16 protein-coding genes are annotated in these 22731 nt (G+C 64.7%); 8 read left to right on the top strand and 8 right to left on the bottom strand.

Going from position 1 to position 22731, the window contains the following annotated elements:
• Positions 1-20 precede the first annotated feature (20 nt).
• The gene (locus PUR53_RS46190) at positions 21-1616 is read right to left on the bottom strand and encodes a hypothetical protein (RefSeq protein WP_329912460.1); all 1596 of its coding nucleotides are present in this window, start codon (positions 1614-1616) and stop codon (positions 21-23) included.
• Positions 1617-2607: 991 nt separating this feature from the next.
• Between PUR53_RS46190 and PUR53_RS46185 the strand changes: the two genes are divergently transcribed.
• Entirely contained in the window at positions 2608-3405 is a 798-nt protein-coding gene (locus tag PUR53_RS46185; RefSeq protein WP_329912459.1) for a hypothetical protein, read from the top strand.
• 505 nt (positions 3406-3910) lie between these two features.
• Positions 3911-4918, top strand: coding sequence for a hypothetical protein (locus PUR53_RS46180; protein WP_329912458.1), 1008 nt, complete (start codon positions 3911-3913; stop codon positions 4916-4918).
• A 13-nt stretch (positions 4919-4931) separates the two neighbouring features.
• On the opposite strand, the gene PUR53_RS46175 is transcribed toward PUR53_RS46180, so the two are convergent.
• From PUR53_RS46175 to PUR53_RS46165, 3 genes are read right to left on the bottom strand one after another with little or no spacing between them, the layout of a single operon-like run.
• Positions 4932-5666, bottom strand: coding sequence for a hypothetical protein (locus PUR53_RS46175; RefSeq protein ID WP_329912457.1), 735 nt, complete (start codon positions 5664-5666; stop codon positions 4932-4934).
• Complete coding sequence (locus PUR53_RS46170) at positions 5663-7177, bottom strand: hypothetical protein (protein ID WP_329912456.1); 1515 nt, start codon at positions 7175-7177, stop codon at positions 5663-5665. Before PUR53_RS46170 ends, PUR53_RS46175 begins: the two co-directional genes overlap by 4 nt.
• An 8-nt stretch (positions 7178-7185) precedes the next feature.
• Complete coding sequence (locus PUR53_RS46165; RefSeq protein ID WP_443080444.1) at positions 7186-7590, bottom strand: hypothetical protein; 405 nt, start codon at positions 7588-7590, stop codon at positions 7186-7188.
• 416 nt (positions 7591-8006) lie between these two features.
• Here PUR53_RS46165 and PUR53_RS46160 point away from each other — a divergent pair, with 416 nt between their 5' ends.
• Both PUR53_RS46160 and PUR53_RS46155 read left to right on the top strand, forming a co-directional pair.
• A complete protein-coding gene (locus tag PUR53_RS46160) occupies positions 8007-8858 on the top strand; it encodes a helix-turn-helix domain-containing protein (protein ID WP_329912619.1) in 852 nt (283 codons plus the stop codon).
• Positions 8855-9049, top strand: coding sequence for a DUF397 domain-containing protein (locus PUR53_RS46155; RefSeq protein ID WP_329912454.1), 195 nt, complete (start codon positions 8855-8857; stop codon positions 9047-9049). Before PUR53_RS46160 ends, PUR53_RS46155 begins: the two co-directional genes overlap by 4 nt.
• A 445-nt stretch (positions 9050-9494) precedes the next feature.
• On the opposite strand, the gene PUR53_RS46150 is transcribed toward PUR53_RS46155, so the two are convergent.
• Complete coding sequence (locus PUR53_RS46150; RefSeq protein WP_329912453.1) at positions 9495-10259, bottom strand: nucleotidyltransferase family protein; 765 nt, start codon at positions 10257-10259, stop codon at positions 9495-9497.
• A 162-nt stretch (positions 10260-10421) separates the two neighbouring features.
• Here PUR53_RS46150 and PUR53_RS46145 point away from each other — a divergent pair, with 162 nt between their 5' ends.
• The 4 genes from PUR53_RS46145 to PUR53_RS46130 all read left to right on the top strand — a co-directional run bounded on the left by PUR53_RS46145 (position 10422) and on the right by PUR53_RS46130 (position 15274).
• Complete coding sequence (locus PUR53_RS46145; protein WP_329912452.1) at positions 10422-11510, top strand: hypothetical protein; 1089 nt, start codon at positions 10422-10424, stop codon at positions 11508-11510.
• Positions 11511-12199: 689 nt separating this feature from the next.
• On the top strand, positions 12200-13378 hold the full coding sequence (locus PUR53_RS46140; RefSeq protein ID WP_329912451.1) for an inositol-3-phosphate synthase: 1179 nt from the start codon (positions 12200-12202) through the stop codon (positions 13376-13378).
• A 139-nt stretch (positions 13379-13517) separates the two neighbouring features.
• Entirely contained in the window at positions 13518-14822 is a 1305-nt protein-coding gene (locus PUR53_RS46135) for a hypothetical protein (protein ID WP_329912450.1), read from the top strand.
• Positions 14823-14836: 14 nt separating this feature from the next.
• Entirely contained in the window at positions 14837-15274 is a 438-nt protein-coding gene (locus PUR53_RS46130) for a hypothetical protein (RefSeq protein WP_329912449.1), read from the top strand.
• A gap of 126 nt (positions 15275-15400) precedes the next feature.
• Here the strand turns inward: PUR53_RS46130 and PUR53_RS46125 are convergent, their stop codons facing one another.
• The 3 genes from PUR53_RS46125 to PUR53_RS46115 are packed head-to-tail and all read right to left on the bottom strand — an operon-like array spanning position 15401 to position 22727.
• Positions 15401-16027, bottom strand: a complete 627-nt coding sequence (locus PUR53_RS46125) for a DUF4276 family protein (protein WP_329912448.1) — start codon at positions 16025-16027, stop codon at positions 15401-15403.
• On the bottom strand, positions 16024-17445 hold the full coding sequence (locus PUR53_RS46120; protein WP_329912447.1) for an AAA family ATPase: 1422 nt from the start codon (positions 17443-17445) through the stop codon (positions 16024-16026). The genes PUR53_RS46125 and PUR53_RS46120 overlap by 4 nt, the downstream gene beginning before the upstream one ends.
• Positions 17445-22727 (bottom strand): class I SAM-dependent DNA methyltransferase, encoded by a 5283-nt coding sequence (locus PUR53_RS46115; RefSeq protein ID WP_329912446.1) that lies wholly within the window; start codon positions 22725-22727, stop codon positions 17445-17447. The genes PUR53_RS46120 and PUR53_RS46115 overlap by 1 nt, the downstream gene beginning before the upstream one ends.
• Positions 22728-22731: the final 4 nt, after the last annotated feature.

The following is a 22731-nucleotide window of genomic DNA, read 5'->3' as shown; positions in this document are numbered from 1 at the left end:
GGACGACGGCGCCGAAGCGGTCATCGTACGGAGCTGTGGCGGTCGAGGCGCGGCGCGGTCGTCCGGAAGTCGTTGAGGAGTTCCACGGCGGCACGGGCACGGATGGCCTCCAACTCGCTGCCACTCGTTACGGAGGTCCGGCGGGACAGGGGCTCCGCCGGGGGCACCAGATGCTTCGGAACCTGAGAGGGCATGACGTACCGTGACCAGTCGAGCGGCAGCTGGTAGAAGACGTCCCAGCCCGCCTCGCCGCGCAGCGCGCCACGGATGCGTTCCTCGGCCATGTTCAGCTCCGACTGGGCCCTGGCGTCGCCCTCGTGTTGCCGGAATATCTCCCGGCAGCGCTCCTCCCATCCGTCAGCCCCGTGATCCAGGCCGATGTCGAGGAAGGGATCACTGAACGGGCCGCGGTCGTTCCTTCTCGTCCCTCTCCAGGCGCGAAGGAGCCGGAGGTTGCGTTCGGCGACGGCGCCTCCTTGCGCGGCGGCCTTCTCGGCGTGCTCCTCGGCGGAGTCGAGCAGCCTGTCCCGTACCGTCGGTGAATCGAGCCGCTCGCTCTGGCCCACCGCCGCGTACGCCGCGATGGCGTGGGCCTCCTGTACCAGGTCGGCCGGAACCTTGCGGTTGCTCACGCTGCCCCTGGTGAGGGAGTGAGCTTGCTGGGCCGCCGCATCCAGGTCACCGGCCTTCACGAGGTCGTAGGCGCGGTTCAGGGCGACGAGGGCGTAGAACGGACTCCGTCCGGCGTCGACCAGGTTGCTTGGGCGCCACAGGGCGGCCATCAGCAGCCAGAGTCCCCGGTCCTCGGTCATGCTCGGTTGCCACTGCCCGGACAGCGCACCCGACCTGAGGTCACGCAGCTCGATCTGCTGGGGCCGGGGCAGGGCCGCGTCGAGTGCGTTCAAGGCCGTCACGTCGCCGTCCATGACGACGTCGTACAGAAGGTCCCACACATCGTCCGGTTCCTGTCGGACGAGGGTGTCACCGATGAGGAAGGACTGCCGGCGCAGATACGCCTGCCATGCGAGGCGTTCGGCCTGCTCGCCGGTGATGGTGGCGGGGGTGAGCCGCGCACGCAGATAGAGGCCTTCCTCCGCGCCCCGTCTCGTCCAGGGCGCGTCCTCGGGCATGAGGCCGCCGTGGTCGATCAGATCGTCGATGACGGACAGGGGCGCCCATGCGAGGAGTTCGTCGAGATAGCGGTTCGGCACGGGTATCGCGCCGCGTGTGGCCGCGGTCGCGAAGAGGCTGAAGGCGGGGCCGCCCGAGACCGCGTGCGAACGCTTGCTGACCAGGTCCAGGCTGGGCGCCGTCGAACACAACACCCTGCACCGCTCCAGGCCTGGCTCGTTGAGCCATCGCACACCGGTGGCCCAGAGGCTCCGCAGATGCCCGAGGACCGACTCCGGCGGCAGGAGGCTCAGCCCCGCACGCACCGCGGGCAGCAGGGTCTCACGGTCCGGATCGCCTTCGAGGGCCTGCGCGAGGACGGCCCGCTCCGCCTCGGGTATACCGGTGGCGGCCGCTGTCTCCGTGAGCATGGCCAGCACGGCTTCGACCGCCTCGCCGCCCCCGACGCCGAGCCAACGCCACTTGCGCTGAACGAAACCGCTCACGCCAGAGGAGCCCTGGCTCTCCCGGCGTTCACGCGCACGTTTCAGGCGCTCTTGTTCAGCGGCTTTCGCCGCCTGACGAGCGGCTACCGGGTCCGTCATGTCGTACACCCCGACAGATTATCCGCGCGGTCTGACAATCCATACGGCCTCGCACGTTTCGTGACCATGGACGATGAGCGGATGCAGTAGAACCGACGGGCCGTCATGAAAAGTTGACGCTGGTCAGTTGGGATCGGCGATGCGCACGAGTCCCTCCGCGGCTTCCCGGGCCATCCACTTGTCGTGGATTCGGGAGCCGATCTCCAAGGCGCGCGCATAGTGCTCGCCTGCATGTGGGAGATCACCGGAGCCCTCTGCGCACCTGGCGACGTGAAACAGACTCCAGCCCGTCAGAGCCTCGTCATCACCATCCAGGGCAGGCCGCTGCTGTCGGAGAACTGATCGTGCACGGTGACGATGCCCGGATGATTGAGCTTTCCGGCCGCGCGGGCCTGACGCTCGGCCCGCGCTAGGAGAACCTCTCGCTCCTCGGCTGATACTCCCTCAGGAACCTTGAACTATTTCAGTACTACCCGGCGGCGCAGGCGCACGTCGTACGCCAGCCAAGCCTCCCCCTGGCCCCCGCCCCCCAGGCGTCGTTCCAGCCGATACCTGGTGTCAACGGCGGGAACCGTCTCAGCGTCCTCCATGGCAGCACATAACCACACCAGTGATGGCGGGCACAGAGCTGCTTACCGATTGCGACTGAGCGTTGTTCAACCTGAATTAGCTGGTCATTGGGCTGGCGCCGACGCCGGTGATCCAGTGAAGGGCAATCTGGGGTACTGCGGATCTCTCACTGAAACAGGTGTGCCCGTGTGAGACGGAGGACTGCCCTCGTGGACATGTACGGACGCCTCCGGTACGCCTACCGTCGAAGATACTGGCGGAACGGTTCGGGGCCGGGGTGCTACGCCCGGCTCCCGACCCCACTACAGGGAGCGGCAGCGTCATGGGCTTCGACCGGAAAAAAGAGACTGGCGAGCGGGAAGGAAAGGCTCTGCCACCTCGAACCTCAGTGACTCAGAGCGCCAATGCGGCGCGCTTCCTGGGGAACCGTCAAGTCACGCAGGCGTCTGTCCGGGCCGTGCAGCGTATGGCGGGGAACGCTGCCGCCGCCGCGTATGTGCAGAGGGTCACCGACGAGGATCGTGAGAAAGCCAACGCTCGCCGGGAACGTTGGGCCAAGCGCGACACTGGACGCGGCGGTGCCCAGCAGGCAGAGAGCTTCACCACGCACGAAACCTCGTTCGGTCCGTACAACGAGCGCCCCGGACGCGGCGGGGCTCCGTACATCAGCTCCAACAAGAAGCAGTATCCGGGTACCCAGGGCGACGACCGCTACGTCCGTGAGGAAGAGAATCAGTTCACCGGCCTGATCCCCACACTCGACGCCGAGCAATTCCACCTTCTCGTCGACGCGCTGAAGGGGCGGGAACTGAGCGAGGAGGATATCGAAGGTCTGAGCGACGAACAGTGCCGGGCAGCGGCGATGCTGATGGGAATCGCCAACGCCGAGGCGGTTCGCGAGCCGGGAGCGATCAAGCACATCCGTAGCGCGCTCCGGCGGCAGGCCAACCCGTATCACGAAGCAACGGAGTTTCTCAACGACTACCCGCAGGCGAGTGTCGGTGGTGCCCAGCATGAGAAGCGCGTCCGGTCGGGCAGGGCAAGGCGGTCCACGCCCGAGGTCGAAACCATTCTTGATGCATCGTCTTCGTCGGACGAGGACACATCCCCCCGCCGGTGATTCTCCAACCGGCCTGCCGTGTCCGGTGGTGACCGCGTCGATCAGGGCCTGGAGCTTGGGTGGGACCGCTTACGGGTCGATGGATCGTAGCGAGCCGTGGGGTCTGATCCACGCCCGCGGAAGGGGTGAGGAGGGACGCGGAGGGAAATGGGCTCCTTGCCAGTGGCGGATGGGGAGGAGTGCGCTTTCGCGCGGTCCCGGGGTGGACGAGACGGAAGTCGGACGGCACGGTGACCAGGTATTTGCCCAGCTCAGTACCGGGGCGCGGGATCCCGTGCCCCGGTCGTGCGCGATGTCCTTAAAAGCCTTTGGGGAAATTACCGACCCCACCAAACCCAGCCCGCTCGTGCGCGAGTTGGGGTGCCACTCGTTCGAGTGATGGGAGCGTCAGCGGGTCGGGCGGGTGGGGTACGGTCGCCGCACACAACCGCAAACAGAGAACGGCCCCCGACAGGACGGCAATCCCGGCGAGGGCCTGACCAACCAGGAAGACGAGACCTTCCCGATGGCTGATCCGCAGTCTAACGCGGCCCTGCCCGCGTACCCGTCGCCCGAGCACTCGCCGCCCGCCCCTCCGGAACTCCCGCCGGACGCGCCCCGCGCCGGAGTCCTCCACGTACGACACCGCTACACCGAGCGCTACACCGTCGTCGGCAACCACCTCGCCCAGCACCCCAGCCTCTCCGCCACGGCGATCGGCATCGGCGTCCACATCCAGTCCCTCCCCGACGGCGCCTCGGTCACCGTCAAAGCGTTGACCCTGCGCTTCCGGGAGGGCGAGGTGACGATCGGCAGGGCGTTGCGGGAGCTGGAGGCCGCCGGGTATCTCGTCCGCCGCCGGGTGCCGCTCGGGGGTGGGCGTATCGCGACGCGTACGTTCTTCCTCGATCATCCGGGGGTGGTCGTACGAGCCTCTGTGCGGGGCAGCGGCTCGGAGGCGGTCGCCGCTCCGGGGCCGTCCCTTGCCGCCAGGGATGAGCCCGAGGCTCGTCCTGCTCCGGGGCCGGTGGCTGTTCTGGGCCAGGCGGAGGGCTCACGGCCTGACTCACCGCCGGCTTCCGTACGTGCGAGGCGTGCTGTCCCCGAACCCGTCACGGCGCCCACCGGACCGGCGGCCGACCTGCTCGCGCGTCTACGCCTCGCCGACGCCCGGCTGTTGCTGTCCGAGCGGGACGTTCAGCGGCTCGCGCCCGCTGTCGAGACCTGGCTCGCCCGTGCCGCGACGCCGGACCAGATCACCCGCACGCTCACCGCGGGCCTCCCGTCCGAGGCCGTCCCCATCCGCCGTCCGGCGAGCCTCCTCGAATACCGCTTGACCACCCTTCTCCCGCCGCCGTTGCCGACGGGACCCGCTCGTACGGCGACGGTGGCGCCCCCGTCGCGGCCGCTGGAGATGATCAACTGCGACGGCTGCGACCGCGGCTTCCGCTCGTCCGACCCGCGCGCCCTGTGCCGTGACTGCCGGGAACGCAGGGACTCCCGCACGGGCGAACCAGCCCACTCGGCCGCCTGATCGGACGAGGTCTTCAGTCTGCCGATGCCGATGCCGATGCCGATGAGGACGGGGTCGCAGGAAGAGGACTGATGCCAGGTTCGAAGTGGGCGCGGAGGTAGATGCGGGTGCGCTTCGCCGCGTACTCGTGTGCGTACAGACGGACGCAGCGCTCGTCGGACGTGTCGTACGCGTCGGACATGCCGAACGGGTTGTCAGGGGTGCCGGAGGCGCTGGGATCCTCGGTGGCCTTGGCGGCGTCGGGGCAGACGTAGCCGTAGCGGATGCCGTCCTTGAACGTCTCGGGTTCCGGGAGCCCGAGGTGGGCGAAGTCATGGGGAGTGACGTCGGCCTGTGCGGAGGAGGGCTCCAGCCACTTGCCCTCCGGGGGATGCTCCTCCAGGTAGGTCTCCGCCTCGGACCTCGTCAGCGTGAAGGTGAGCAGGCCCGTGTCGAAGCGGGAGGTGACCTCGTACGCGGCCTGTGGGGACCGGGCCGTGACCGGGACGTCAAGACCCATCTGCTCGCTCATCCACTCCGGCGAGATCCCCTCGGCCCACCTCGCGTCAGCCGCCTGTTCCGCCACGCGGTCGCCGGCGCCGTCGCCGCCCTGGTCGGCGAGGAGCCACCCCCCTGCGGTCACGGCGCCCGAGAGGGCCAGTACGCCGACGGTCACGCCTGCGATGAGCCACCAGCGGTGGCCGCCACGACCGCCGTTTCCGCCGCCTCCGCCTTCCTCGGGCGCCCGGTACGCGTAGACGTCGTTCATCGGCCGTCCACCCTCTCCGCCGCCCTGCCGGTCGTACGGTCCTGCTGTTGCTCTCGGCCGGGATTCAAGCGTCCGTCCCTGCTGTCGTCGGGACCCGGTAGCGGGTTGTCGTTGGGCTCCGAGGAGCCGAGATCGTAGTTTCTGACGCTGCTGCTGCCCGACATGTCGAACTCCTGGGAGAGGCCCACCCGGTGCAGCTTGGCCATCTCTCCGTCGGGGATGTCCAGCGGGCCGACGTTGACGCCCTTGCCCTCGTCCCAGTTGTAGCGGTCCCAGACGTTTGCCTGGTAGTCGACGCTGATCTTGGGGTCGCCATTCGCATCCGGAACGGCCGTCACCACACCGGTGACGTTGGTATTGGCACCGCCCACCGCGTAGAACCAGTTGGGGTCGGCCTGCTGAGTGAAGTAGAAGCCCTCGGGTTGCTTCGCCTCGACCGGGAAGGCGACCGGTTTTCCTCCGTTCTTCTCGAACTCCGCGAGAGCGTGCTTGCGCCAGTCGTCCTGGTTCAGTCGGACTATGTCGTCGACGTACGTCTTGAAGGCGGGGACATCCGTCATCATCTTGTCCACGGGCAAGTTCATGGGGCTGCCGCTGTTTCCCAGGTAGTGGGCCATGTGACGGGACGCGTCCGTCATGCCCTTCCAGTCGGCGCCCTCCGTCAGCAACTCCATCTTCTGCTTGGTGGCCCACTCGTCGAAGCCCGGTGACTCGGACCCGTGCTTTCCCGAGCCCGCGTCCGGCGCGATCTGCGGCATGGTGGGACTCAGAATGCCTGCTGCCACCAGGTCGTCCTTCTGCGTCAGCCAGAGCTGTGCCCGTGCCTCGGGGCTCAGGGACTCCCACAGGCGCCCCAGCTCGGCCCGCTGCTTCGGGCTCGCGTCCCCGCCGAGCGCAGCCAGTTCCTTCGCGCGCGGCAGTTGTTCCTCGTCGAGGGAGGTGTACCTGGCATGGCCCGCGTTGTGCGGGTCGTTGCCGTGACTCTTGCGCAGGGCGCGTACCGCCGCCGCGTTGACCTCGGCGGCGTGCTGGACGATTCCGGTAAGAGTGTCCGCGTACCACTGGATCCGGTCCTTGGTGCGCTGGTCGGGGCCATCGGGAGTGCACATCGCCTCTGAGACGCGGACCACGCCGCCCGGACCGTCGAAGACGAGGAGCCCGGGGTCCGGCGGATTGTGGGCCGGGTCGCCCTCGCGCGCCGAGTCGGTGAGGCTCTGCGCCTGCTGCTGATACCGCGTCAGTTCGGCGTGAGCGTCGGCGAGGACGTTGGCGATGCTCTCGGCCTCTGTCTGGAGGTCCGTGAACTCCTTGGCCGTTTTGCGCACGAAGTCCCTGGTCACGCTGGCGTTGACGCCCTTCCAACGGGCTCCGTCGGACTTCTTCGTCAAGCCGTCCCGTACGTCAGTCGTGAGCTTGGCCAGATCGCCGGCCATCGTTCTCCAGTCGGACGCAGCCGTGCCCAGCTTGGTGAGGTCCAGGGCCATGAGGTCCGAGTACGAGAAATCTCCCATGGCGCGACCTACTTGAAGTAGTCGTTCAGCGCTGAGACGGGCAACGATCCGGTACGGCCCCGGATTTCGGCGGCGATCCTGGCGTCTTCCTGCGCATGCAGCTTCTTGCTGTAGTCGAGGTGGTTGGAGATGTGCGCGCAGGCCTGGAGAACGTGCTTCACCTGCGAGGTCCAGACCTCGACGGTCGACTCCAGTTCCGCACCGAGCCCGAGGTTGTGGCTCTTGAGCGCGGCGGCCGCCTGCATGGTGGACCCGGATCCGTTCTTGTCCACGCCCGCACCGACGATGTCGGCCTTCTTCTTCAGCTCGCCGTGGAGGATGAACGCCTCGTGACCGACGGCCCCGAGGTCGTCCTGGTGCACCACGAGATCCGAGTCACCAGCACCTGCCGCCCCGGCCTGATTCAGCTGCATCCGCGCAGCCTGGCCCTCCGACGCCGCAGCCTTGGCCCTCTCCCACTCTTCCCAAGCCAATGCGCTCCCCCGTCCCGTCCCCAGTCATGCTTCGGCGAGCCGTGCGATGGCTGCCTTCCGTCGCTCACGCAAATCTATCAACCGCCTGCGTGTGAGCAGCAGTTCAGGTCCACTCACGACTCGCGACTCACGACTCGGCCCCGCGGCCGGGATTGCAGGGAACGGCATGGTCGCCAGAGGGCCGAACCGGTCTACTCGGCCGCGTGAGCCGGTACCGACGGTGAGCACTTGTGCGGGTGAACTTTCGAGGTTCGGCGGCGTGGTGAGCGTGTGCTTTCTAGCGTGGGCGTCGGTGAGTACGGGCGGTGGAGGTGAGCGAGCGGGTGAGTGAACTGGTACGGGAGCCGGACGGGACCGTGGCTGGAGACGCGGACTCGGATGCCGAGACGGAGGCTCTGGGGTCACCGGAACCGGGGTCGGGCATCCTTCGGGTCTTCGGACGGCAGCTGAAACGGTTCCGGCTGCGGGCGGGGCTGGAACGGGCGGACTTCGGGGCGCGGACCGGATACTCGGCCTCCACGATCGCGGCGTTCGAGCAGGGGAGGCGGGTGCCGTCGCCTCGGTTCATCGACGTGGCGGACGAACTGCTGGATGCGGGTGGCGTCTTGCAGGAGATGAAGGAGGAGGTGGCGCGGGCGCAGTACCCGGCGTTCTTTCGGGATGCGGCTCGGCTGGAGGCGGAGGCGGTTGAGCTGCATGTGTACGACACACACTTGGCCAACGGGCTTTTGCAGACGGAGGAGTACGCGCGGGCCGTGTTCGCGATGCGCCGACCGCTTTTGGACGAGGAGACGATCGATCAGAGGGTGGCCGCTCGGCTGCTCAGGCAAGAGATCTTCTCGCGATGGCCCGCACCGCTGATGAGCTTTGTCATCGAGGAGGCTGTACTGCGCCGCCCCATCGGTGGTGCTGAGGTTCATCGCGGCCAACTTGAGCAGATCATGCTCACTGGGCAGAACCGCAACGTCGAGATCCAGGTCATGCCGTTGCAGCGGGAGGATCATGCGGGACTCGCAGGTCCGTTCACCCTCATCGAGACCAAGGCGGGACAGCGGATCGCATACGCAGAGGTGCAGAAAAGCAGCCACCTTTACACCGAGCGGACACCCGTTCGGGAGCTTGAGGCGCAGTATGGGATCATCCGGGCTCAGGCTCTTACTCCACGAGAGTCGATGGCTTTCATTGAGGGACTGCTGGGAGAGCTATGAAGGGCGCAACGGAACTGACCTGGGTCAAGAGCACCTACAGCAGCGGTGAGGGTGGCCAGTGCGTCGAGGTAGCTACCTGTTCTAAGGCTGTCCATGTACGGGACTCCAAGGACCCTGTTCGTCCTGGACTGGCTGTTGGCCAAGAGGTATGGGCGGCGTTCGTCGGGTACGCCGTCGAACAGATCGGCTGAGGCGCCGTCGTACGGGGGCAGGGCAGTGGCCCTCAACTCTCCCCAGGGCCCTGGGGCGGATACGTGCGCGGGCACTGGGGAATCGAAAATTCCAGCCACCACGTCCGAGATGTGGTGTTCCCTGAGGATGCCTCCACCGTCCACACCGGCAGTGCGTCGCGGGCGATGGCCTCTTTGTGGAACCTGGCCATCGGCAGACTGCGGCTGCTGGGATGGGGACAACATAGGCCAAGACCACCCGCGCGCTTTGGGACGCACCCGAACACGCCCTCTGGCTCTGGGGCACCACCGACAGCTCACTCCTACCGGGAACATGAAGCCGCCTCGGCGATCAGCGGACGCGGGCACTCGGCGTGAAGCCATGCCCGGTGAGGGAGTTTCCTGAACTGGAAGCAATCCCTGCCAGTTCGGGCAACTGCCTTCCGTGCGTTGGTGGTGTCAGCGATCATAGGTACATGGGGCCTGATTCGGAGCCGTTGACTCGGTACAGCGAGCTGGTGGCCACCAGTTGCTGTGCGAATTCCAAGTCGTCCCGGTCGTCCACGTCGATGACGTCCGGCTGGAGGTGGAAGAAGACGCTTCCGGGACGGGACTTGGTCAGGCGGTTCAGGAAGTGGGTGTCACGCTGGAGGCCCTCGGCGTACTGCGACACAAGGTTCCCAAGATTCTTGCGCACCCACCGCACATTGCCGAATACGATCGGGGACGGTTTCTCACTCTTGCCGAGTCTCGTCAGTACGTGCGGTCGCAAGGGGTCCCTGTGCAGCCAGATCGGTGTGGTGTCGTGCACGAGGTCCGTTCCCAGCAAAACGATGGCTGGCTGCTCGCCCCGAAAGCGTTCTGCAGCTTCGATCAGTCTCACTGTGCTCCCTGGCGGCAGGACCACGTCACAGGTGCTGATGATGTGGTCCTCAGATCCCAGTCTGTCTGTCAGGGCCAGGATCGCCTCGAGTGTGCCGATGCCCTTGGTCTCGACGAATTCCCACGAGAACCGCTCATCTCGTGACAGGAATTCCGGCAACGCGTCGTCGTCCGGACGAATGGCAACGACAATATGTTCAATTCCTGCGGTTCGGGCATCATCGAGGAAAAATGATATCAACGGACGGCCGTTGACCAAAAGAAATGGTTTCGGTGTATGGATTCCATCGGCAACCAGCCTGGAGCCGGAGCCGCCGGCCATTATTCCGGCGCTTCGCACCTTCGACATGCTTACACTCCCATCCGTTGGTCTGGCCATGCTGTCTTCCCCGGGAGCGCACGAGTCGTCCTGGCGGAATGGCACCCTAACGTAGTCATCGAGAGAGACACAGCCCTCCTGGCTGAATCTTTGACTATCAATGTGGCACATGCTGCGGTCCGCTCCGGAGCGGTGGCTGTGCTCACCCGGAATGGTAGCTTCGCGTGTCACGGAGCAAACATTCTGCGTGCAGCGCAGCAGCGTAAGCCATTATGGATCACTGACATCGAGGGATTTGGCAGCCTGTCGCCAGGCATGGTTCTGAACATCGAGGGTCCCGATCTCTGGATTTCGGGAACCCGGCCACCAGTTGCCTCGGTCTCCCCGGATTCTCGGCGTGACCGGTCTCAGTGGTTCCGCTCTCCGCGGCACGAGATCTGCGAGTGGGATGTCGAGAAGGAACCGATGAAGGTGGTGCGACGCTGTTACTGGTCGCATCGCCGCTACGACCGGATGACCGCTTCCGTGATGACCGAAGGACTTGGGCGCTCGGCGACAGCCTTGGGTGGCAATGGAGTCCAGGTTTTCGCCGAGGAAGATCTTCTTTGGTTCATCGGTGCACCTTCAGGTGACGCGATAGCAGAAATCGCCTGCGACACTGTCGCCTCTGCCCCGTTCCTGAGTAAGCAGGAGCACGTGTACGGGCGATTGGTGAAGCGCCTGCGAGGTTTTCCTCTCCATGCGGGAAAGACTGCTGAAGCTCTGGCTTCTCTGTATTCGATGCTGACTGATTATTTCTCTGTCCACCTGCTCCTGCACAGTACCTATGAAGATGTATTTCTGGCTACCCGAGAGCAGCTCGTGAATGAACTTCCGGGCTCGGTGGTCGAGGAGTTCTTTGACGTGCTCCTCAGTCCCGAAATCGTAAAATGGCAAGATCGGCTAAATCCACAGAATCGCAAGGACCTTCTTCAGGTGCGAGTCCCCAGCCCGCTGCCTGAAACGGAGCCCTCCGGTGAAATCGCGAACCATCGAAATAAATCGCTGGAATGGCTGCTAGCGCATTCATCTGGATTGAGCTCGAGATCGCTTGAGCGAATTTCGCATGCCGCCGAGGTGGAAGTTTTAAAAGAATGGAAGTTTGCGCTAAATAAACTTCTTTTCTCGCGTTTCGGTGCCGTGGTGGATCTTCTTATGCTGGATTCAGGGCTGAGTGAGGAAGAGATTCGTGTGCTCTCAATATCGGAAATGATTGCTGTCGCAGAAGAGGCGAATACGTGACGGCCGCATACTCTCGCCTAGGAGCAAAGGGCGAAGGGCTGGAAATGCTTTCCGCCTGGGGTATGGTGATACCGGCGACAGTTCTTGTAGCCGTGGAACGCGAGGACTGGCAGCGCACCTTTCAGGGTTTCCCGCCCAGTCCCAACGGGCGGTGGATTTTGCGCTCCTCACCCCTGGCTTCCTGGAAGCTTCTGCCCCGTCTGTCCGGGCTGTACGCGTCTGTCGAGGTCGAGTCGCGGTCTGTTCTGCCGGAGCGTGTCAAGACAGTCAGGCAAAGCCGCGGTGACCGCGAAGCCCTCGATCGTGTACGCACATTCGGCATAGAACCCCCCGAAGTCACCGGCTTGCTACAACCGCTCCTGACAGCTGAGATCTCGGGTATCAGCCACGTCGGCGTGGATGGGTCCTTGAGTTCAGTCTGGACTCCAGGTCACCTCTCGCGCCTGGCGGCCGGTACCGAGTCGGGTTATCGATTGTCGGGCAGGGTTGGTTCTCCGCTCGTCTCTGGACAGAGCGACCAGGAGCGCGAGTTGGGACACCACCGCGCCCTCATGGTCAAAACACTTCGTTCTCTGGCCCCGTTGGGCAGGGTGAGCGAGCCCCTGGAAGTGGAGTGGCTCGTAACACCAGACGGTGAATTCTATGCCCTGCAGGCACAAAGACTTGAGACGGAAATGGAGTGAGGGTGAATGAGCGTCGATGACTTCAAGACTGCAGTGATCTTTGCGGGTGTCCTGGGCGCCACCGCCTCGACCACCGTGGCCACCGTCATGCAGATCGCGGTCGGTGGGACTCCGGCTGACTCCTCCACTACACGCGGTGCTCTTGGCGCTCTCGACCTGGCGGGCCCGGCCAACCTGGTTTTCGGCGGCTGGGACTTGGGCTCGGACGACCTACTGACGGTGGTGGATAGGCATGGCATCTTCCCGGTGACCGACGACTCCGTGCGAGCCGAACTGGCGGCCATAAGACCCTGGCCCGCCATTCGAACGGAGTTGGATATACCGCACGAGCCGGCGCACGATAACATCGGTCCCGCTGGTTCGCTCGAAGAGCAAGTGCACCGGGTTGAGCAGGACATCGAATCCTTCAAGAAATGCACGGGCGCGGCGAGCGCTGTCGTCGTCTATCTGGGCTCCCCGCACGCTGTCCGCGCCACGACGAGCGACGTACCGCAGACCTGGGACGAACTGCGTCGCTCCGAGTCCCCGGTGCCGGCCTCGCTGATCTACGCTCTGGGCGCGGTGCGGGCAGGAGCCGATTTCGTCGACTTCACTCCTGGCCGGTGCCTTGAGTACCCGGTGTTGCTGGACTTTGCCACGCGCCGAGGAGTGCAGTTGGCCGGACGCGACGGAAGCACCGGGCAGACGATGCTGAAGATGACACTGGGGGACCTTCTGCGCTCCCGTGGACTTCGTGTGCGTGCTTGGTACAGCACGAATGTAATCGGCAACCATGATGGTTACGTATTGTCACTTCCCGAACATGCAGTGATCAAGTTCGCGGACAAACATGATGGGCTTCCCACTCTATTGGGCTACGACGACTTCGACCATAAAGTGACCATCGACTACGTCCCATCGTGGGGAGACGGGAAGGAATCCTGGGACGCAGTCACGGTCGAGGGCTGGGCGGGCAGCAGACTGGAATTGCGTGTCAACTGGCGTGGAGCGGACAGCATGTTGGCTGCACCCATGATATTCGACCTCGTGCGCCTAATGGAGTACGGGAGGCGGCACGGCCAGTACGGCCTGCGTCCCGAACTCGGCTACTTCTTCAAGAGGCCGTTGCTACGAGAAGGGATATCCCCAGCGGATCTTCACAGGGAAATGGTGCAACATTTCAGCGCCCTTGCTGAGCGGTCGTGATGCTTTGACACCTAACGGCTTCTTCGACGGTTCGGTGGTCGGGGTCTTCGCGGGTGTGGCGACCGCAGGCGTTCCCACCGCGGCGACGTGCTGGCGCAGGCCGCGGAGTGGCCAGTCACCGTCAGAGCCCGGCTTCTCTGTGGGGCTGTTCCTGTCGTACTCTTCCGCGTCATACGTTCTGGGTGGTCTGCTCGCTTACGTGATGCCGTCGAGCAATGGAACCCTCAATGCTCTGCTCGTCGCCCTGCTCCCTTTGGCACTGCACGGCGTATACGTGAACCGGCGCCTCGGCGGCCACCGGGCGTCACCGCCAACAACCTCGGAACTAGCAGCCCTGACAGGTATTTCCGCATGTTTCACCAGTGACAACGTGGAGGAACTCCGCCGTTGTCTGCGAGAAGACATGGCACGTGTGCGGCGCGTCCGGGTGGTTTCTCCCGACCTCGGCGCACTATTCGAGAACACGTCGTTTCTTGGCCCGGTGCTGCGGGAGGCGGAGGCCCAGGGAATCAGCTTCGAACTCGTCGGCAACGAACGTATACAGAATCCCTCTGATATCGGCCTTTCGAGCAGGCATCGAGTGGTAGGGAGCGGTCAGCTCAGCTACCCGAGCGAATGGCAGATTGTGTTAGCTGGGTCGACGGTTTATTTCGGCTACGGAAGTGCGGCGCTTCAGAACAGCAATCAGGTTTTCTACCGGGCAGTGACATCCGTCGATTCCTCGATCCCTCACGTCAGAAGACTGGCTGATGTCATTCTTGCGACTGCTGAGGAAGCCTTTTCCTGGGCTCACCAACCGGAGGCTGCCGCCAAGGTTTTCACGACGTCTTCACCCGGCGCTTATCGGTCCCGGATCGTGCCAGCAGAAGCCGGTGCGACGGTCGTCGACCGCATACCGAAGCGGTTGTCGGTCATGTTCAAGGGTGAGGATACGGTCCGGTCCATCGCTCAGCAGCGTTTTGGGGACGGTTCCCCCTCGGTAATCGAATATGTTGAGGAACATGAAGCCCGCAGACGCGAGTTCTTCGGAGCTCTCGCACGCGGTATGCGCTGTCGTGAGGTCTACAATGAGGCCGAGCTCATCTCCTACGTGACATCACGTCGGCATTCCCGGTCGGTGCTCCTGTCCAGTGGTGAGATGCGAGATACGGTCGAGCGTTGGCGCCAAGCCATAGCCATGTACGACAACTACAACGTGGCCATCACCACAGATCCGCTGCCGTTCAAGTACGAACTGGTAGACGGAAGGCTGGTGGTCATGCACGAGGCCATTGGCGTGAGTGACCTTCAGCGTCTCAACGCCATATTTGTTCACAGTGTGCGTATCGGTCATTCATTCGGCAGTGATTTCGAGATAATATGGGAGCGGTCTCCCCCGGATCGTAGGAGTCGCGCAGGTCTCCTCAGGTTCATCGACGAAGAACTCATTCCACTCGTAAGTTAGGAAGAAAATAATCCATGGCAACTGAATCTCTAGACCACTGGAAGAAGTTTCGGCCCGAGGAACTCACCGTACGTGACTTCGAGAACTGGCTGATCGTGGTGCGGGGCAAGCAAGTGACACTAGGCTCGGCGGTGATCCTTCTGCGACGACCGGTTGCGAGCCTCGGTGCGATGTCGGCGACCGAGGCCGCGGAACTCCCCAACGTCTGTCGTTGGTTCGAGGAGCAGGCCACCGTGCTGTACACCGCAGAGCGTTTCAATTACGTTGCTGCGATGATGAAGGACCCATACGTGCACTTCCACGTGTTTCCGCGGTATTCATCTGTTCAGCAGAAGTACGGGGTTGAATGGGTCGACGCGGCATGGCCAAAGGCGGTGGAAATGATTGACGTCAGCACTTCTGAGCCCGTGCTCGCGCAGATCGCGTCCGACCTGCGCGGCCTCCAGGACTGATCCTGGGACTGTCACAGCAGACCCATCTCTCTGGTGCCAGCCTTGCCTCAGCCGTAAGACCTTGCCCTGTGATTCCGGAAGGAGCCGCAGGGCACACCGACTACCGCGAGGGTGGTCGATCGAAGGTTATACGGCTCGAATCGCTGTCTTGAGGTCGTCCATGAAGGCCTGCCAGGACGGCAGTTGAGACACCGGTCCGTACGGGTCGAGGCGTTCGAGGAGCTTGTGGCGATGGTTGGGGAATCGCTTCTGGAAACCTGACAAGCGTCGGCCCGTGTAGCCGCTCGCGGTGGCGAGGGTGTCCTTAAGGAGCTTCTTGGGGTCGACGATTTTCTCGGCGGCCACCCCTTTAGGGAGGCTTAGCTTCGTCCGACCGTTCGGGTTCTCGGCCACCTGTCGGATGCCGGCCTCATCGAGGAGAAGCCATGCCTCCAGCATTCGCACCGGAACTACTGCGATGTGAGGGTGGGCGGGCCATTCGGCGGCGACCGCTTTGGCGATCTCTGCTCTGCGATCGTTGGCGCACGTCCCGTCCGCGTCCCGGTGCACGATGATCAAGTCATAGTCGTCGCCGAACTCACGCACCTTACGCAACTTCTCCGGGACCGCGTGGCAGGAGGTGAACCCCAGCCGACCGAAGTCCGGAGACGTGATGGAGACCGACTGACCGGCAGAAGCGGCAACCGCCTCGATATGCGGGACAAGCCCGTCATCGCTTGTGCCCTCGCCGGTGAACAGGATCCGCAGGGTCATGCGGCACCCCAACTGAGCGTGGTCTGGGCGCCTGGCGGAGTGGTGAGGTACGGGAGAATATCTGCCTTGGTCACATAGTCGCGCCGTCCCTCGGCGACTCGCCATGTGTCGTGAAGCGGGCGCAGCCGTAGCGCGCGAGCGGTCGAGCCGTCCTCCAGTCTGTGAACGGCCGTCTCCGCGAAAAGCAAGTCTTCGGGTGACACGAGTTGGACGACACCGGGGGAGTGGGTGTTGATGAGCACCTGCCGGAATGGGTTGTCCGGGCCGGGAGCGGTTGTGGGATCGACTGCGAGATCTCTGACGAGGTCGACCATGGGAATGAGATTCGCCGGATGAATGCCGTTCTCCGGCTCCTCCATGCACACCATTCCCCGGACGGTGGGGTCTTCCAGCAGGACACACAGGGCGAGAAAACGAAGCGTGCCCTCGGAGAGGCTGCGGGCGGGGAGCATCATGCCGTCCGGCTCACGTACGTGGACGGTCAGCAGTTGACGTACTTCGTCCTGGTCCACTCCCAGGTCCCGAACCTGGACACCGGTCATGTCGGACAGGCGTCCGGCGACCCGCGCATACACCTGCTCGGGATCTCCGCTGGGCGTGGTGTGCGCGACGCGGTACAGAGCGGCTGGCAGATGTGATCCATCGACCCCCATCACCTGGGGGTCGATGAAGCGGTCGGCGCTGCGCAGGGCCGAAGGCTCAAGAGCCAGTCGCCGCCAGGACTCCATCTCGCGGCGAGCCGCGAGGATGGTCGGGTCGTCGCTGGAAGTGATGGTGGATACGACGGTGGCGGGAGCGCGCGAGGCTGCGGCGGGCTTTGGCTGGCCTCGGCTGCCACCGTCTTGGTGGATCTTGACAATGGGTTCGCCCGATGTGGCGTCCGTGTCGGTCGAGATGAAGGGTGCGCCACTGCGATGACCGGCGATGACAGTGTTGCGGAACTGGCCTGCGCTGTGCGGGAAGCGCAGATGCTGCTTGGCTTCACCCTTTGTGATGTGGCGCAGGTTCTCTCGAAGAAGCGTGAGCCGACCGAACCGGTCCAAGCCGGAGGGTTCCTGGTAACCGATCTCCAGCTCGTAGCGGAGGAAGGATGTCGTTGGCTTGGCAGCCCGACCGAAGTCGTCTTCGATCTCGAGGGGGACGATCATCTCGGCCGCGAACCGCATGCGGTGGTGGCCTGAGGCAAAGCCCTTCCAGAATAGGTCGCGTGGATCACCGTGACGTTCTCCGTGAACGCCTCGAACCTCCTGGGCTGCCTCCATCATCGATTTGTCGGCCAGCAGGGACAGGAACTGAATCGCGTCGAACACATTCGACTTGCCGGTGCCGTTCTCGCCCGCGATACAGGTGAAGGGCCCGAAATCGATGGACAGGTCCAGCAGGTTCTTGAATCCGTGGACTTCCAGTCGGGTGAGCATCAGGCATCCGCCTCCGGCGAGTCATGTGTCGCGTCGTTGCTCAGCGTAGGAGTGGAAGCGGGTGTAGGCGGGGACCAGCGACCGGCGGCGATCTCGGCGTCCAGGCGGGCTTGGAAGTGCGCGTGAGCGCCCCGCATCTCGGCCTCGCGGTCCGCCTTATAGAAGGGGGGCTCATATCCCTCGGGGGGTGGGGTGGTGTCGGGAGATTCAAGGTGGGAGATGAGGGCGAGGTAGGTCTCCTTGGTTTGGCCGTGGCCGTAGGCGTACGAATCGCGGGCGACCTTGCGTCCATTTGCGTCGAAGTACATTTCAGCTTCGCGTTCCGCAAGGACGGGAAAGCGAGAGTTATAGATTGCGGTGATCTGATCGGCGGTGATGCCAAGCCATACAGACACTAGGGCGTCGAGTTCGACGAGAGCGGCGCGGCGCTCGTATTCGGTGCGGAGGGGTGTCTCGGTTGTCCAATTGGATGTGAGATTTTCCGAAAGAGGTGAAAGGCTGGGCCATTTTACGGCCCAGCCTTCGTAGCCAAGCCAGGTGGCATGGAAAAGTTCCTGCCAAAGGGAAGCATAGGCGCCGGTCAAGCAGTTCAGGCGGAGGGTGCGGAGAAGGAGAGGGTGCGCTAGAGGATGATTTGAGGTAGGGGCGGGCATGTCCGGTGCGCCTCCAACCTGAAGATCCGCCCGTCCCGTGATGCGCAACAGGTAGTCCAGTGGCAGAGATGCCCAGAAACCTGCACTAAGGGCGGTGAGTCGATTGTTGTCCAATGCCATGGAATGGACGGCATTGACATGCGCGGGTCCGGGTGGAATGAGGGCCGAGAATAGACTGCGTTCGCTGTTGAAGGGGATCATGCGTCGCCAGGCAAGGCGAAAATGTTCTGTGTACCGGCGACCATCCCAGACATCCTGAGCTTCCCTATATCGGTCCAATTCGCATGCGCGCGCGTAGTTTGTTTTGGGGACGAAGTCGGTTTTAAGGTCCGATAGTTTTACGGGGAGCCAGTCATTGTTGCTTCGGCAGGGGATCTTGGGTTCCTTGGCGAACGGAAGTGCGCCGCCAAAATGTGGACCCTGAAGTACAACGTCGTCCAGAGCGGCGACTGCCTTGTTCACCCACCGGATGTAGCCGTCCTTCTTACCGTTGGCTTCGTGGTAGCCGCTGCTGATCCGGGGCCTTTGGTCAACTGCCCGATTTCTGACCACGCTTAGCGCGTCGATCGCTCCCTCTTCCAGGGTGGTCACTGGGTGCAGAAGAGGCGTTTGGGTGAGTGGCGCGGCAGTCTCGTCCGAGAGCCGTCGCCAGCTATTCAATCGCTCATCGTCTACCCAAATAATTCGCGTAAGGTGTGGGCGGAGGTCCCATGCGCCCATGTGTCGTATGCCGGGAGCTCGTCCTTTTCCATTGTGCTTAAGGGAGCCAACTAGGGTCTCTGCTGCAAAAAGCCAGCTCACGTGAGCGAATGAAGTCGCCTGGCGTCGCCCATACACGTGCAGGCCAAAGAGGGCATTATCGCTGATCTCAGAAAAAAGCTTCAACTTGTTCATGAACTGACTGTGGAGGCGCAGGTGGGCGTAGGCCGCTTCCCTGAGTTGCCCCTCCTTGGTGCCGCCAAAATGTGTGTCGGGGTGGATTAGCCCGGCGATCCCGTTCGGGCCTAGATTCCCCCATGCTCGACACATGAAAGCCCGATATAGGTCCGGCTGCGTACTTGTGAGAAGCGGGTACGTTGCGGAGCTTCCCAGCATTGCAACCATGCCAGTGTTTGCAGCTAGCTCCATTAGGAAATATTGAGAGTTGGCATCGATCGACTCTCCCAGCACCCCTTCTTTGTGGAGCCGCCACTCAGCCATGCCTGGCTTCTCCGTTAGCGCAAACCAGGGCTCTACTTCCGCTAGGACCATGTCTTCCTGCCACCGGGGTCGCACCCAAGGCGGATTCCCCACCTGCAAGTCATACCCACCCCGCGCGAACACCTGCGCAAAGTCCAGCTCCCAATGGAAGAACCCCTGCTCCTTAGCCACATCCCCCGCTACCGAAGCCCAAGGAAACCGCAGCTCCAACTGCTGGAAGTGCTCCATCCCCATCAGGTCGGGCAGCGCATCCTCATAAGGCTCCAGCTCCGCCAGCGACCCGAACTCCGCCACCAGCGAGTCCGCCGGCACATCCTCCGTGCCGATCAGTGACTCGGCGAACTCAAGCCAGTCGTCCAGCCCCGCCAGCGGAACCACCGCCCGCTTCCGGGCACCCCCGATCGCCTCCTTGCGGCGCCCCGTCCGCCGACGCTCCACCGACGCCGCCGTCAGCTCACCAGCACCCGTCACCTCGCCAAACAGGTCAGTCGTCTCCCAGGACATCAGCACGCCGGACTCGTCCGCCGCCCGCAACCCCTCTGACACAGCGCCCGGAGGGAGTTCGTCAGCCCCCCGCTCGTACACCGCCGCCGTACCGTCCAGCAGCCCAGCCTCCTGCACAGGCCAGAACCACAGCGCGCACCACGCGTCCATCAGTGTCTTCAGGCGCCAGTACGGGGTGTCCGGTGCCGTCAGGTCGGCGACGACCTTCTCCCGCTGCACCGCGACCTCCGGTGACCGCAGCCAGCCGTCCTCCGCGCCCCACACGTCGATCCGCCGCGAGATGTCCCGCTCGGAGATCTCCAGGCGCCGTACGACCAGTTCCCACAGGAACTCGACCCGCCGGGCCAGGGCCTGAAGTCGCTCCGCCTGCTTGGCGGTTGGCGTGCGTGTGATCATCTTGCGCCAGTTGCCCAGCGTCCGCGCCGCCTCCGGGGCCAGCGCCTTCGCCTCCTTCTCGGCGGCGACCGCGCCCCACTCCTTCGCGGGGAGGAGGAAGTGGTGGACGGCGTTCTCGGTGACCCGCTGCACCGAACCGCTGCGGGTCGTGCGCTCGGTCACCGTCACCGGGAGTCCGTTCGCCGCCTCCGTCAGGGGGAAGCGTTCCGGGGTCGTACCGAGCCAGGCCGCCTTCTTCAGCTTCTCCGGCGGGTACACCTCACGCCGGCCGCCGATCAGCGAGTTGCCGCGCCGCAGGTGCAGGCCGAACCACGGGGCCTCCATGCCGGGGTGCATGGTGTTGAGCCACAGAGACACCTCCGCCAGCTCCACGGCGGTCTCGTTGAGGTCGACGCCGTAGGAGTTGTGCAGGGCGACGTACGCCTTGGCCTTCTGGAGCTCGACCGCGTACTTCTCCGTGTCGATCGGCGTGCCCAGCTCCTCCTGGCGGCGGCGCAGGTACTCCGCCGCGACCTGGTTGATGGCCTCGTTGAGGAACGCGCCCGAGCCGAGCGCCGGCTCGCAGATCTTCCAGTCGAGGAGTTCGCGCGCCTCGGTCGTCGTGCCGTCCTGGTCCAGGCGGTGCTGGAGGGCCAGTTGGACCGTGACCTTGGTCAGGGACTCAGGGGTGTAGTACGAGGCGGACGTCTGGCGGTCGCGGCCCGAGAGGCGGTAGACGAACGAGCCGGGGGTGTAGTGGACGCGGACGTCCTCGCCGGTCTCCTCGTCGCGGCGGTAGACGAACACGTTCGGCGCGTAGTCGTCGATCTTCGACTTCGGGATCAGCCAGGAACCGTCCTTCGGGTCGCCGTTCTTCGCGACCTCGTACAGATCCTCGTCGCCCGCGATGAAACCGCTGTACGACATCAGGCCCTCGTACACGGCCCCGAGCTGGTTGATGCCGAGCTGGGCGTACGAGATGAAGCCGCCGCGTTCGCCCTTCTTGCCGCGCGTGATCATCAGCAGGCGCAGCACCTTGTAGAGGGTGGCGTTCCGCAGTCGGGTGTCCAGGAGGCGGCCTGAGCCCTCAAGGCCGGCCTCGGCATCGTGCTCGTCGTCCTCGTCGGAGTCGTCGTGGGGGTGCGGGATCGCGCCCAGGCCGATCAGCCGGATCGACTCCGGCTCGAACAGCTTGGAGTGCAGCGGCTCGAAACGCAGGCCCACGTCCTCGCTGGTCTTGACGGCGTCCACCTCGACGCCGTCCGTCTCCACAGCCGAAGGGCCGTGTGTGCGGCGGGAACGGTAGCCCTCCTGCACCTTGCGGAAGAGCAGGTCCAGGGACTCGTACAGGTACGTGCCCTGGCGGGACTTCTCGTCGACCAGGTCGCGTTCGGCGATCAGTTCGCCGAGGCGGCCGAGGCCGTAGCCCTGCTGGTACTCGGGATAGTCGGCGGGCAGGATGCCCAGCTCGGGGCGGGCCTCCGCGTAGAGGAGGAAGAGGACGCGGTAGAGGTAGCGGAGCGACTCGCGGGTCAACTGCTTGCCGAGGTCGGACAGTTCGCCGATGTCCTCGGGGCGTACGCCCTGCTCGCGCAGCCGGGCCAGGACCTCGCCCGCGATCAGCTCGACGCTCAGCCGCAGACCGTCGCGCAGCTCGCTGGAGACGCCCACCGCGTGCTTGGTGGACTTGCCGACGAGTTCCGCGAGGGGGTTCTCGCCGCCCTCCTCCGGGGTGCGCAGCGAGTCCGCGCCGAACAGGGCCGCGATCGTGTCGAGTTCGCCGCCCGCCCTGGTGTCGTTGCGTTGCAGGGCCGCGTCCAGGGAGACCGCGAGGTAGCGGCCCTCGCCCCACACCATCCGGTCCGCGAGGACGACGACCCCGCCGACCAGCAGCAGCACGTAGCGGGGTGCGTCCTCGCAGGCGAAGAGGAACGAGGCGAGCTTCGAGCCCGTCGGTACGGTGTTCCGGCCCTCCAGCGGTACCGGCTCCAGGAGGCGGCCGGGGCCCTCCGGGTCGAGGGCGGCGTCCGGTTCGGCGGCCCAGCCACAGTCGACCGCGACCAGACCTTTCTCGGCATGCGCCACCCGCACCTCGTACGGCTGGTCGGCGCGTGTGACCGTCATCGTGCGCGGCTTGGCGTCGTAGCCGAGCGCGCGCAGCACCTCCGCGTTCAGGGCGCGGACCCGCTCGCACCAGGCGGGGGAGTCGTACGTCGCCGAGTCGTCCTCGGTGTCCTGGGCGGCGGCCGTGCCGTCCTCGTCCTCGGGGAGCGCGAAGGAGGAACGGGCCCGGAAGTAGCGGCGACGCAGCTCACGCAGGCCCGCGCGCGGGGTGACCGGCAGGGCGTCGGCGTCCGGTTCCCCCGACGCCGCTTCGGACGCCGTCCCGTCGGCTCCCGCCGTGGCCGCCCGCTCGGCCTCCGCCCTCGCCTCGTCCTCGCGCTGCTTCCAGGTGGCCAGCAGGCCCGACTTGAGGTCCTTGGGCAGCACCTCGGCGAGGTAGTGCGCCGAGAAGTAGTCTCCTCGGTTGACCAGGGAGTCGTACGTCATGTCC

It is taken from the genome of Streptomyces sp. SP18BB07, from assembly GCF_036322545.1.
Lineage (GTDB): Bacteria > Actinomycetota > Actinomycetes > Streptomycetales > Streptomycetaceae > Streptomyces > Streptomyces deccanensis.
The sequence above is the reverse complement of the archived record's forward strand: the minus strand, read 5'-3'. Positions and strand labels throughout refer to the sequence as shown.